This is a genomic window from Bradyrhizobium sp. (genome assembly GCF_049581145.1).
In the GTDB taxonomy this organism is placed as follows: Bacteria; Pseudomonadota; Alphaproteobacteria; order Rhizobiales; family Xanthobacteraceae; genus Bradyrhizobium.
Map to the genome: position 1 here is coordinate 1 of NZ_JBAURI010000881.1, position 12,213 is coordinate 12,213.

10 protein-coding genes are annotated in these 12,213 nt (G+C 64.1%); 3 read left to right on the forward strand and 7 right to left on the reverse strand.

Going from position 1 to position 12,213, the window contains the following annotated elements:
• Positions 1-273 precede the first annotated feature (273 nt).
• Both WCB02_RS28745 and WCB02_RS28750 read right to left on the reverse strand, forming a co-directional pair.
• Positions 274-1,110 carry a sugar phosphate isomerase/epimerase family protein gene (locus tag WCB02_RS28745; protein WP_423963134.1) on the reverse strand — a complete coding sequence of 279 codons (837 nt, stop codon included), beginning with the start codon at positions 1,108-1,110 and terminating at the stop codon, positions 274-276.
• Positions 1,107-2,849 (reverse strand): FAD-dependent oxidoreductase, encoded by a 1,743-nt coding sequence (locus WCB02_RS28750; protein ID WP_423963135.1) that lies wholly within the window; start codon positions 2,847-2,849, stop codon positions 1,107-1,109. The genes WCB02_RS28745 and WCB02_RS28750 overlap by 4 nt, the downstream gene beginning before the upstream one ends.
• A 222-nt stretch (positions 2,850-3,071) precedes the next feature.
• Here WCB02_RS28750 and WCB02_RS28755 point away from each other — a divergent pair, with 222 nt between their 5' ends.
• The gene (locus tag WCB02_RS28755) at positions 3,072-3,974 is read left to right on the forward strand and encodes an NAD-dependent epimerase/dehydratase family protein (RefSeq protein ID WP_423963136.1); all 903 of its coding nucleotides are present in this window, start codon (positions 3,072-3,074) and stop codon (positions 3,972-3,974) included.
• Positions 3,975-3,978: 4 nt separating this feature from the next.
• Here the strand turns inward: WCB02_RS28755 and WCB02_RS28760 are convergent, their stop codons facing one another.
• The 5 genes from WCB02_RS28760 to WCB02_RS28780 all read right to left on the reverse strand — a co-directional run bounded on the left by WCB02_RS28760 (position 3,979) and on the right by WCB02_RS28780 (position 9,490).
• A complete protein-coding gene (locus tag WCB02_RS28760; protein WP_423963137.1) occupies positions 3,979-4,854 on the reverse strand; it encodes an IclR family transcriptional regulator in 876 nt (291 codons plus the stop codon).
• 117 nt (positions 4,855-4,971) lie between these two features.
• Complete coding sequence (locus WCB02_RS28765; protein WP_423963138.1) at positions 4,972-5,358, reverse strand: cupin domain-containing protein; 387 nt, start codon at positions 5,356-5,358, stop codon at positions 4,972-4,974.
• 18 nt (positions 5,359-5,376) lie between these two features.
• Positions 5,377-6,783 carry an FAD-binding protein gene (locus WCB02_RS28770; RefSeq protein WP_423963139.1) on the reverse strand — a complete coding sequence of 469 codons (1,407 nt, stop codon included), beginning with the start codon at positions 6,781-6,783 and terminating at the stop codon, positions 5,377-5,379.
• 4 nt (positions 6,784-6,787) lie between these two features.
• A complete protein-coding gene (locus WCB02_RS28775) occupies positions 6,788-7,492 on the reverse strand; it encodes an SDR family oxidoreductase (protein ID WP_423963140.1) in 705 nt (234 codons plus the stop codon).
• 195 nt (positions 7,493-7,687) lie between these two features.
• Complete coding sequence (locus tag WCB02_RS28780) at positions 7,688-9,490, reverse strand: thiamine pyrophosphate-binding protein (RefSeq protein WP_423963141.1); 1,803 nt, start codon at positions 9,488-9,490, stop codon at positions 7,688-7,690.
• A gap of 483 nt (positions 9,491-9,973) precedes the next feature.
• Here WCB02_RS28780 and WCB02_RS28785 point away from each other — a divergent pair, with 483 nt between their 5' ends.
• Positions 9,974-11,116, forward strand: a complete 1,143-nt coding sequence (locus WCB02_RS28785) for an ABC transporter substrate-binding protein (RefSeq protein WP_423963142.1) — start codon at positions 9,974-9,976, stop codon at positions 11,114-11,116.
• A 315-nt stretch (positions 11,117-11,431) separates the two neighbouring features.
• Positions 11,432-11,878, forward strand: a complete 447-nt coding sequence (locus WCB02_RS28790) for a type II 3-dehydroquinate dehydratase (RefSeq protein ID WP_423963143.1) — start codon at positions 11,432-11,434, stop codon at positions 11,876-11,878.
• Positions 11,879-12,213 lie beyond the last annotated feature (335 nt).

Below are 12,213 nucleotides of genomic sequence, written 5' to 3' on the forward strand. Positions count from 1 at the left end.
GTCAGCGCGGCGTCGAGATCGGCAAGCGTCGAGCGTGGTGCTTTTGACACCGCGACGTGACGATACGGATCCAGCACATCATAGGTTTCAAGCGGCGATCGCCACTCGCCCCCGATCAACATCGGGATGATGGGCAGGTGGTGGCCTGGAGAGACCGCGTCGTTCCTCATGTGCCCTCCCGATACAGCCTTCCGTTGTCTTCGTCGCTTAACACCGGGTGACTTCTGCCGCAAGGTTATTTCAGATTGTGAGTTGTCTTTTTGCGATACCGCATCATTTGCGCGCCGCGGTCTGGCCCAATCCGGCCTCGGTGAGCCGCCGGCAGCTCTCGGCGATGTCGGCGTCCGGCGAATGCGAAATCACTTCCAGCATCGGAAGGTCGCGATATCCCACCTCGGTCATGACCTCGGCAAGCCCGGCAAGCGGGACGTCGCCGCAGCCGACCGGGTCGTGTTTGTAGACCTGCCGCGTCGTGTCGGAGAAATGGACGAGGCTGAGGCGGTTGCGGACGCGCCGCAATCCATCCGCCGGCGCCTCTCCGATGAAATGCGCATTCGCCACATCATAGATCACGCGAATACTGGCATCGCCATAGCCATCGACGATGGCCATGAGAGCATCGGCATCGGGCAGAAATGCGAACGGCATGTTCTCGATCAGGAGTCGCGTGCCGACTTCGCGCGCCAACGGCGCCAGAATGTCGAGCGCGCGATAAAAATGTCCGATCATGCGGTCGCGCGGCATCGGAAACAGCGGATTCGGCTTGCCCGGACCGATGATGATCCCGCCTGCCCCCAATTCGCCGGCGCAGCGGACGAACTGGACAAGCAGATCAAGCGTAAGGCTGCGCATGTCCTCCACGGCGGCGGCGACATTCATGTCGATGTTCGGCATGTTCACGGCGACAAGCCGCAGACGCTGTTCGCAGAGATTACGCAGCCGCTTCAGCTCCGACGCCGACAGATCGGCCGGCCACAGATGTCCCGGAAAGAACATCAATTCAACACCGCCATAACCCTGGTCGGCCAGCCGCGTGACCGTCTCCAGCGCGCTGCCGCTGAACGTGTAGGAATAGGTGTTGACGCCGAAGCCCGCATGGATGCTGGTCATCGCTGCTCCTGATGTCCGACGGTGATCTGGGATCGCTGGTCGGCAAGATGTCGGCCGGCGATGTAACCGAAGACAAGTGCCGGCCCGAGCGTGATGCCGGGCCCCGGATAGTTTCCATTCATGATCGATCCCATGTCGTTGCCGCAGGCATAGAGGCCGGCGATCGGCGAACCATCCTGGCGCAGAACACGGGCGCAGCCATCGGTCGCAAGGCCGATCGCCGTGCCCAGATCCGCCGGAACGATGCGCAACGCGTAGAACGGTGCGCGCTCGATCGGTGCGATGCAGGGATTGGGCGCATGTCCGGCATCGCCGAGATGACGCTGGTAGATGGTCGAACCGCGGCCGAATTTCGGGTCGATGCCGGCACGCGCGTGGTCATTGTAGTCATCGACGGTTGCCGTCAGCGCCGAGCGTTCGACGCCGATGGCGTCGGCCAGCGCACCGATGGTCCTGGCTTCGATCAGTTCGCCACTTTGAATGTAACGACGCAAACGCCTGGTAAATGGCTGGATTCGGCCCAGGCCGTAGGTCCAGAGAAAACGGCGATCGCAGATCAGGTGAAACGGCCGCTCGGCGGATCGATTGCCGTCGCGCAGCATGGCGCGGACGAATTCATGATAGGATAAAGCCTCATTGACGAAGCGCCGGCCGGTCGCGTTCACGGCGATCACGCCGGGCTTGGCCCGGTCGGTGACGGTGTGCGGAAATACACCCAGACTGCCGTCGTCGCGCTTGAACAGGGAGCCCGGCACCCAATAGGCGGGATCGGCGACGTTGGTCGCGAGCCTGGCGCCGTCCTGCGTCGCGAGCCGCAGGCCATCGCCTGTGCCGGCGGCCGATGTCGCCGAGACCAGCCCCGCCGCGGCCGGGAAGAACTGTCGCCGCAATTCGCCATCGTGGGAAAAGCCGCCGGTCGCCAGCACAACCCCTTCGCGTGCGAAGACCGATCGCGCGTCGTCTCCGGCGCCGATGCGCACGCCGGCGACACGGTCATTCTCGACGATGAGGCGGTCGATCGCGGTGCCGAACATGATCTCGACATTTCGCGATAGCAGCGACGCATAGAGCCGCGCCGCCAGCGCATTGCCGAGATGCAACGTGGTTCCGCGCGGCGACCGCAGGCGTTGCAAGGCATATTCGCCGATCAAGCGCATCGCGCGCAGCGTCGAGCGGACGGAGCGTCCGGCCTTGCGCAGATGCGGGATGTCGAGCCGGTTCACCATCATGCCGCCGAACAAGGTGAATTCAGGCAGCGGCGGACGAAGCCGCACGAAATGCTCGCCGAGTTCTCGACCGTCAAACGACTGTGGCTCCAGCACGCGACCGCCGGCGGTCGAACCCGGCAGCTCCGGATAATAGTCCGGATAGACCTTCACCGGTTGCAGGCGCACCTGCGAATTGGCTTCGAGAAAATCGATCGCCTCCGCTCCGCGCTTCAGAAATATGTCGCGCAGTTCGGCATTGTCAGCCTCGGGGACGGTGCGGCTGAGATACTCGGTCGCTTGCAACAGACTGTCGGCCATTCCGGCCGGCTTCATCTTGTGATTGGCGGGAATCCACACCATGCCGCCGGACCATGCGGTCGTCCCGCCGACAAACTCGGTCTTCTCGATCACGAGAACGGACAAGCCACTTGCCGCCGCAACCGCCGCGGCCGTCATGCCGCCGGCGCCGGCACCGACGACGATCACGTCAAAGGCGTCGCGCATCGAAGCTCTGGGGCCGGTCGCATTCATGCTGACCAATCCATCATGCGCGTTCGGATATTATTCGCAGGCGTCGACACGTTGGCGTGTCCTTGCGCGACGTCTTGGGCGTGTGCCTGCATGGTTCTGCGCGCTTGCCAGGGCCGCCTCCTCTCCCACCATTTTCAGCAATCTATTTCTTATTGTGAGTATTGATGCAACAATAATGGATACATGGCAGCCATCGCTGAGGTCATGACAAAGGGAGAGACGATGAAAAATGTGCTGGTCACCGGTTCAGGCGGACTTCTGGGCGCCTATGTCGTGCGCGAGCTCCGCGATCGCTATGCCGTCTCGGGTTTCGACGTGAAGCGCGGGTCGGAGGATATTCCAACGACTGAGGCAAACCTGCTGGATGTCGCGGCGGTGCGGCGCGCGGTCGCCGGCCAGGATGCCATCCTGCACATCGCCGCACGGGCCAACATCTGGAGCGGCACCGGCGCCGACATCATGTCGGTCAACGTCACCGGAACCTGGAACGTACTCGAAGCCGCCGAGGCGGCCGGGGTCGAACGGGTGGTGCTCTGCTCGAGCGATTCCGTCATCGGCTTCACCGTGATGAGCAGCGGGCTGATGGCGCCGCTCTACGTACCCATCGATCAAGCCCATCCGCTGCGCCCGACCGATCCCTACGCCCTGAGCAAGCAATGCGTCGAGGCGATCGGCCGCGGCTTTGCCGCCCGCGGCAAGCTCGCTGTGATGGCGCTCCGCCCGGTCTTCATCCTCTACCCCGAAATGTATGACGAGGTCCGTGCGCGCGCCAAGGATCCGGCCGCCTACGCCAAGCACGACGGCCCGATGGTCGGCGGACCGAGCGCTGCCGGCGGCGGTCCGGCCTGGCATTACGTCGATCCGCGCGACGTGGCGCGCGCTTTCCGCCTGGCGCTGGACAGAACGGATCGAGGCTTCGCGTCGTTCTTCCTGGCCGGCCGCACCACGCTTGCCCCGGAGCCGACCATCGAAAGATTTGAAAAGCGCATTGGCCGGACCATCGAGCTGCGAAAGCCGGACATCCATCGGGAGCAGCCATTCGCGCCGCTCTACGATCTCGCCGAGACAAAGGCAGGGCTCGGCTGGGAGGCGGAACACGATCTGCGCAGCCTGTTCGTCGCGTAGCCGTCTATTCCACGTGTCCGAACTCGGATGACAGCCGGCGCGCCGCCGCCTGGACAATCTGGGCGCGGCTTTGCAGCGCCTGGATCGATAGCCGCCAGATCGGTCCGGAGATTCCGATCGCGCCCATGACCTGCCCGGTGAAGTCCTTCACGGGAACCGCGACGCAACGCACTTCGGGATTGAACTCGCCGTCGTCGAACGCCATCCCGCTGCGGCGGACCTCATCGAGATCCTGCTTCAGCGCGCCGACGTCGGTGATCGATTTCGGCGTGGTCGGCGTCAGTTCGGCGCGCGCGAGAAAGCGATCGAGCTGATCGGGCCGCAGCGCCGCCAGCATCACCTTGCCGAGCGCGGTGCAGTGCGCGGGCCGGACCACACCGACACGGTCCGTCAACTGGAAGGCGCCGGGCCCGGCGGTGCGCGCGATGACGACGACGGTATCGCCCATGCGAACCGCGAAATGTCCGCTCTCGCCGGTCTCGCGCGACAGGTCTTCCAGCACCGGCGTCGCCAGGCTGACCATCTCGATTTCGTCGAGCGCGCTGGCGGCGAGCGCAAACAGCGGCCGGCCGATCCGATAGCGCTTGCCGTCCTTGATCTGGCGGATATAGCCCAGCGAAACCATGGTCCGCACCAGGTGGAAGGTCGTGCTGTTGTGCAGTCCGACCCGCTTGCTCAGTTCGGCGAGGCTGATGCCATCGCGGCTGCGCGCGATCTCTTCCATGATGCCGAACGCCCGGGCCAGCGACTGCACGCCGCCGCGCTGCTTGTCTTCCGCCTCGACGTCGATATCAAGAGCGTCGACAAGCCGAACCGCCGGCTCATCGCCGGCAGCAGGCTTGGCCTGATTCCTGGCCTTGGTCTGGGTCCTTACGTTCATGGCTCCAAATCACCTCTGGAAGTCACCTCTGGCACATGGGCGACGCTCACCATAGCCCAGCTTTTCACGTAGGCGCATCACAATTCATAATCCCGTGACAATACGGCCACGCCGCTGTCAGGCGGGCTTTTCGTCGTCGGTCACCGGCGACGTAACGACCAGAAACACCAGGTCGACCAGGCCCGAATTGGAGATCGCATGCTCCACGCCAGGCGGCAGGAAAATGACGTCGTGCTTGCGCACGAGGTGATTCTTGCCGGCGATCTCCATCAGGCCTTCACCCTCCAGCACATGATAGATCTGTTCCTGAATGTCATGCTTGTGCCGGTTAACATATGCCATCGGCTGGTACATCGAAATCCGGTAGTCGAGGTGTTTCGAGCGCGCGGTTTCCGGCATCACCAGCGGCTTCGACAGCGCGCCGCCAAAATGGTTGGGAAATTCGCGCCACGGAACTTCCGCGATGTTGCGAATGGATGCGCCGTCATCGCCCTGGAACGCCATCGATCTCTCCTTGCTCGTTCATTGATCTGTCCGGTGCAGGTAGCCCGCGGCCTCCCGGCCGGCAATCCTGCCGAACACCAGCGCGCGCAGCATCGCCACGGCATTGGGCGCCGTGCCGTAAAAATGTCCGGTCATCTCGCCGGCCGCATACAGGCCGGGGATCGTGCCGGCCGCGCGACGCACCTCCGCGTTGTCATTGGTGGCGACGCCGCCGAACGTATAGGCGATCGCGCCGACCAGCGGATAGGCGAGATAGGGCGGCTGCGCGATCGGCCGCGCCCAGTTCGACTTGGATGGCTTCAATCCAGCTGACGTCGCGAGGCCGTCGCAACGCGAGGCGTCGAATCGCGCGACGTTTCCGGTCGCCGCCGCATTGAAGCTCTCGACCGTCCGCTGCAGATGGTGCGCCGGCACCTCGATCAGTTCAGCCAGCGCCGCGATCGTATCGGCCTGGTAGGGCGGCACGTCCGAGCGGATCGCGCGCTCGAAGCCCGCGATCTCGTGCAGCCCCGAGTCCAGAATGGCATAGGCGATGTGGTTCGGTCGCGACGCATGGATGTCGCGGGCGAACGCCTCCCAGGTCTCGTGAACGAGACCTGCGCCTTCGTCGAAAAAACGATCGCCGTTCTGGTCGACCACGATGCCGTAGGGGTAGACCAGAACGACCGGCGCGGGTTTCGTGCTGCGGGGGTCGACGGGCTCGGCGTGCATGCCGTTCCAGTCGCCGGACAGCGCGGCCCCGACCGCGGCAGCCATGCGAACGCCGTCACCGGTATCGAAGCGCGTGCCCGGCGAGATGAGTTTGATATTTTCGGCCGCGGCTCCGAAATGCTGGCGCATCATCTCAGGATTGCCCTGGAAGCCGCCCGTTGCAAGAACCACCGCATCCGCTGCGATCGTTCGCGCCGCGCCGTCACGCGACCGGGTCGCCAGCCAATAGCCATTGCCGCGATCATCCGGCGCGAGCGTTGTCGCCGCGCAATCATAGATGATACGAACGCCGGCCTGCCGCGCCGCTTGCAGCAGCTTTTCGACCAGCACGCTGCCGCCACCGACAGGCTGAATCCGCGGCGGCCCGGCACTGAGATAGTAGACGGGAACAGCAAATTCGATGCCGTGCCGCTGCAACCATGCGATGGTTTCGACGGCGTTGTCCGCCAGCCGCTTGAAATAGCCACGATCCGCCCGGCCATTGGAGGCAAGCTGCATGTCCTCCTCGAAGCCCGGCGCAACGCGATCCGGCGCGGCCATTCGCATGTAGGACGGACTGAATCGGGTGTTGCCACCGGCCTCCGCTTCGGAGGTCTTTTCGAGCAGCGTGATATCGATGCGGACGCCGCCGCGGACCTCTTCCGCAGCCGCGAGCGCCGCGGCAAGGCCCGCGGCGCCATGTCCGATCACAACGAGCTTCTTTGCCTCGGTCATCGCATCAGCAGACCAGCGCTCCGCCATCGATATAGACGACCGATCCGGTTGCGAAACCGTTCAGCATGAATGCGATGATCTGGCGCGCGATGTCCTCGCCCAGCCCGACGCGGCCGACCGGCAGGGACGCTGCGGTCTTCGCCAGCATGTCGCGCCGCGCCTGTTCGGGCATCGCGGCGCGGATCGGCGTGTCGATGATGCCGGGCGACACCGCGTTGACCCGCACCGGCGCCAGATCCAGCGCCAAGCTGCGCGCGAGCGATTCCAACGCGCCGTTCGCGGCACCGACGATCGCCGAATTGGGCCGCGGACGAATGCTCAAATAGCCCGACACCAGCGTCAGCGAACCGCCCGGCCGGATTTCAGCCGAGCGCCCCACGCGCCAGGCGCCCCAGAACTTGCATTCCATGGTGGCGCGGACGTCTTCCATCGCAACGGTCTTGAACGGACCGGAACGAAGCTGGGCGGCCGTGACCACGACGTGATCGACCGCGCCGGACTTCGCAAACAGCTCGGCGACGCTGTCGTCGCTGGTGACATCGACTGGAATCGCAACGGCTTTCAGCTTCGCCGCCACGTCATCGAGCCGCTCGACATTGCGGGACGCGATGATCACCTCCGCCCCTTCCTGTTTGGCGAATTCGGCCGTCGACAGACCGATGCCGGACGAGCCGCCGACCACTACGACCTTCTTGCCTGCAAGTGACATGCTGTTTCCTCAAACGATGATCTGGATTGAACCGGTCGAACCGCACCTGTGTGAAGGCTAGCTCAAGCATTTTTCGATCAAGCTAACCAAATACTCCACCGTCATGCGCGGGCTTGACCCGCGCATCCACGCCTTTGCCCGCGTCAAGACGTGGATGGCCGGGACAAGCCCGGCCATGGCGGCGACATAGCTCGCCTATGTCGGCTGGAACTGCGTCCCGATGCCCGGCTTGCTGCGGCCAAGCCCCGGCAGCTCCCAGACGCCGGCGCCGGAGGGGTTGACGTCGGCTGCGATATCGACGTCGATCAGATAGGGCTTGTTGGCGGCGATGCCTTTGCGGATCGCCTCGCCGAGGTCGCCGGCGCGATCGACGCGCACGCCCTCGACGCCGCAGGAACGCGCCATCGCGGCGAAGTCGGGGTTGTAGCGGCCGCCGGTGATCGGATCGTGGAAGTCGGTGGCGAGCTCGCGGCCCTCGAGATAGCCGCGCTGCAGGCCGCGTATCGACGCATAGGCGTAGTTGTTCCAGACCACCCAGACCACGGGCAGATTATACTCGACCGCCGTTCCCAGCACGTTGGCGTGCATGAAAAAGGCGCCGTCGCCGCACACGGACACGCAGGGCCGGTCGGGGGCGGCAAACTTCGCGCCCATCACGCCGGCCACGCCAAAACCCATCGGGCCAAATCCCATCGAGCCGATCAGCGAATCCGGCCGCTTCGGCTTGCAGAAGCCGAGCAGCCAATTGTGATGCACGCCGATGTCGCTGACCAGGATCGCGTCTTCCGGCAGTGCCTTGTCGATCTCGTGCGCCGCGCGCTGCGGGTTGATCGGCGTGGTGTCATCGGAAAATCCGGGCGCGACGAACCTGTCCCATTCCTGGCGGTAGGTATCGATCTGCGCCAGCCATTTCCTGCGGTCGTCCGCGCGCTTCTCGAGATCGGCGCGGCGATCCAGCTCCTGGTGGATCTGGCGCAGGAAGGTCCGGACGTCGGCCATCAGGCCGAGCGCGACCGGATAGTTGCGGCCGATCTCCTCCGGATCGATATCGACGTGAATCAGGCGGGTCGGCGGGATGGTGAAGGAATAGCCGGGGATCCACGAGCTCGACGTCCGGTCGTCGAAGCGGACGCCGAGTGCCAAGAGCACGTCGGCCTGGCGCGTGGCGTGATTGGCCTGATAGTGGCCGGCGCGCGCCACCAGCCCGAGCGCGAGCGGATGGCTGACGTCGAGCGCGCCGAGCCCGCTCGCCGACGAGGCGACCGGGATCTGCAAACGCTCCGCTAGCCGGCGCAATTCCTCGGCGGCCCCGCCGTAACGCACGCCCTGGCCAACCAGCATCACCGGACGCTCGGCGCCGAGCAGCATGTCGACCGCCTTGACCACGCCTTCAGGATCGGCGCCGCAGCGGCTGGAAATATTGCCGTTCCAGGCCTGCGCGTTCGGCGCCTCTTCGGCGGCCGATTCCATGAAGACGTCGAAGGGCACGTCGAGCACGACGGGCCCGGGCCGCCCCGAGATCATCGTCTTCCAGGCCTGCCGCACCGCGAGCGGCACCATCTCGCCCCGCGTCGGCTGAAACACCTTCTTGCAATAGGAGCGCACCGTGGACGGGAAATCCGCCTGATAGTGCCGATAGAGTTCCTGGAATGCGCCGCGGTTGAACTGGCTGGTCGGCACGTTGCCCGTGACCGCCATGAACGGCACCGAGTCGAGGAACGCGTTGCCAAGCGAGATCGGCAGGTTGGCGGAGCCGGGCCCGCACGAGGTGAATGTCGCGGTCGGCCGGCCCGAGACGCGGTAATAGACGTCGGCCATGAAGCCGGCGACGCTCTCGTGATGCACGGAAATGGTCTTGATATCGGACGAGCGCTCGTACAGCGCGTCAATGAACTGGATGTTGCCGTGCCCGCACAGGCCGAAGACCTGCGGCACCTTTTCCTGGATCAGGTAGTCGACGATGACTTGGGCGCCATTGAGTGCATTGCGCGACGGCATGAATGACTCTCTCCTGATTTGTCCGGAAATACGGAGCGACGACCGATCCTCAAGACCTGGCTCCGGCGTCGCCTCAGCCTGAAGCGCGCAACCTATTTCTCATAATACAGCACGTCAATTGCTATCGTCGCAAACTTGGCGCGATTGCACAGTACGCCGAAGGCTAGACGCTCCGCAGCCTGACGACAATTGCCGCCCGCAGCGTGTCATGAGCCACCAAGGCAATGCCTGGTTTTGCGGTTGCTGCCATAGCGGACTCTCGTTTCGTGCTCTTTACGCCAGCAGGTGGAATGCAGTCGAACGCCAGACCGTTGCTTTGGTCATTGACACCGGCATGTCCCTCGGGAATAAATATCTCACAATAAAAAACTGCTTTTCATATTGTTGAAAATAGTAAGCCTGCGCGCGAAGCCCGACGGCGGCCATGCCATGGCGGGGATGAAACGCGCGTGCTCGCACTTTTTCAGCGGGGGGAGAACGTCGATGAAGAGATCGCGCACACTGTTGTCCGCAATACTGGCCGCGCTGGCGTGGTCGGCTTTGTCGCTGTCGACACTGCATGCCGCCGAACCGATCAAGATCGGCATGGTCGTGCCGCTCACCGGCCCGATTGCCGACGCCGGTCGCTACGGCATGCAAGGCGCAAAGCTCGCGGTCCAGGAGATCAACGCCGCGGGCGGCGTGCTCGGGCGCCCGCTGGAACTGATCATCGAGGACGATCAGACGCAAAATCCGACGACCGTTTTGGCCTTCACCAAGCTCGCCGACGACAAGGACATCGTCGCCTTCCTCGGGCCGACCCGCAGCACGCAGATCCAGGCGATCGCGCCGAGCGTGCTGCAGGCGGGCCGCCCGGTGCTGATCGGCGGCACCGATCCGAGCCTAACCAGGTCCGGCAATCCCTGGTTCTTCCGGTTCCGGCCGAACGACACCTACACCGCGCGCGCGATGACCGAGTTCGGTATCGAGAAGCTCGACAAGACGAAGTGGGCGATCGTGCATTCGACCGACGCGTTCGGGTCCAACGCCAAATCCCTGTTCACCGATGCGCTGAAGGCACGCGGCATCACGCCGGTCATGACCGAGGGCCAGCCGAACAACTCGCCCGACTACACGGCGGTCGCGCTCGCGGTCAAACAGTCGGGCGCCGACGTCCTGGCGACCTTCGTCACCTTCGAGCCCGACGTGGCGATCCTGGCGCGCCAGCTCAGGCAGCTCGGGGTCAATGTGGTGTGGCTGGGATCGCCCTCGATCACCACCACGACGGCGCGCAAGCTCGCAGGTCCCACGCTGTTCGGCACCTATGCGGTGGCGGATTTCCATCCCGACGCCAATGACGAGGCCAAGGCGTTCGCGGCGAAATATTCCGCCGCCTACAAGGCCGCGCCGGACTTCTTCGCCTCCTGGCCCTATGACGCCCTCCACGTGCTGGCCAAGGCCATCACCGCCGCCGGCGACACAACGCCGGACAAAATTCGTCAGGCCCTGCTGGCGGTCAGGGATTATCGCGGCGTCGAAGGGACCTACAATTTCGACGCCAATGGCGACGGATTGCACGGCTACAACATCGTCAGGAACAACAACGGCAATATCGTCGTCGAGCAGCGCATCGACTTCAGGGATTAGTTGGGCGATTCCATGAAACCACTGCTAAGGGAGTTGACCCATCGTTCGTCATTCCGGGATGCACTCCGGCCGGCGATGGCCGGTCGGAGTGCATCCATAACCACAGACCGCAATGTTTCGGCAGGCGCGGCAACGCCTGCACAACACATCTTCTCCCGGTGGTTATGAATTCCGGGCTCGCGCAAGCGCGCCCCGGAATGACGGCGGAAGAGATATCTGACAACAGCCCCGTACACAGAGAGATCAAGCGCCTTGCATATGACAGCTGGCACGAAATCGCTCGGCTAACCACCAATACCGGAAAAGGAAATCGCGATGACAATCCTGGTGATCCAGGGTGCCAACATGGCAGCGCTGGGCAAGCGCCAGCCGGAGATCTACGGCACCACCACGGCGGCTGAACTCGACGCCCTGATGCAGGCGCATGCGGCGCGGCGCGGCTTGAGTCTCGACATCTTCTACACCCATGTGGAGGGTGAGGCGATCAGGCGGGTCTATCAGGCGGCCGAGGAAGGCATCGACGGCCTCCTGATCAATCCCGCGGGCTTTCTCCACGCGGGGTACGCGCTGCGTGATTGCCTGCGCTCGCTCAAGCCGCCGATCGTCGAAGTCCATATGAGCAATATCGACAAGCGCGGACTGCATTCGGTGACCGCCGAAGCCGCGCATGGCCTCATCGCGGGCTTCGGCATCCGCTCCTACCTGCACGGCCTCGATGCGCTGGCCGATCTGATCGCCGAACGCGGCGGCAAGCTGGCCTGATCCACAGCCAGTTGAGCGCTTGTGAAGTCCTGATCATATCGGCCTGCTTCCCCGGACCTCGGCAGAAGCACGCCCAACAGCTTTTTGATGGCACGTGGGCACGGCGCAGATGCGCACTGCCCACGCCATGATTCGAATTTCAAACACCAGACAAGGTTTCACGGTCTCGCGGCGCTGATCGCCCGAGCTTTGCTAGAAAGTCTTGCGCCTCGAGATCGAGGGCGCAGGGAATGCCGGGTGCACGCTGCACCCGCGGTCTCGTGTGCAAGTAGCAGTAAGAAACGAACGCACACGAGCATACAGGTTCAGCGGAAACACTCCGACATTCCCTGCGC

Coding starts and splice junctions, on each gene's coding strand:
- WCB02_RS28745 (WP_423963134.1), bottom strand. CDS start 1,110: ATGACCAGCATCCATGCGGGCTTCGGCGTCAACACCTATTCCTACACG.
- WCB02_RS28750 (WP_423963135.1), bottom strand. CDS start 2,849: ATGAATGCGACCGGCCCCAGAGCTTCGATGCGCGACGCCTTTGACGTG.
- WCB02_RS28755 (WP_423963136.1), top strand. CDS start 3,072: ATGAAAAATGTGCTGGTCACCGGTTCAGGCGGACTTCTGGGCGCCTAT.
- WCB02_RS28760 (WP_423963137.1), bottom strand. CDS start 4,854: ATGAACGTAAGGACCCAGACCAAGGCCAGGAATCAGGCCAAGCCTGCT.
- WCB02_RS28765 (WP_423963138.1), bottom strand. CDS start 5,358: ATGGCGTTCCAGGGCGATGACGGCGCATCCATTCGCAACATCGCGGAA.
- WCB02_RS28770 (WP_423963139.1), bottom strand. CDS start 6,783: ATGACCGAGGCAAAGAAGCTCGTTGTGATCGGACATGGCGCCGCGGGC.
- WCB02_RS28775 (WP_423963140.1), bottom strand. CDS start 7,492: ATGTCACTTGCAGGCAAGAAGGTCGTAGTGGTCGGCGGCTCGTCCGGC.
- WCB02_RS28780 (WP_423963141.1), bottom strand. CDS start 9,490: ATGCCGTCGCGCAATGCACTCAATGGCGCCCAAGTCATCGTCGACTAC.
- WCB02_RS28785 (WP_423963142.1), top strand. CDS start 9,974: ATGAAGAGATCGCGCACACTGTTGTCCGCAATACTGGCCGCGCTGGCG.
- WCB02_RS28790 (WP_423963143.1), top strand. CDS start 11,432: ATGACAATCCTGGTGATCCAGGGTGCCAACATGGCAGCGCTGGGCAAG.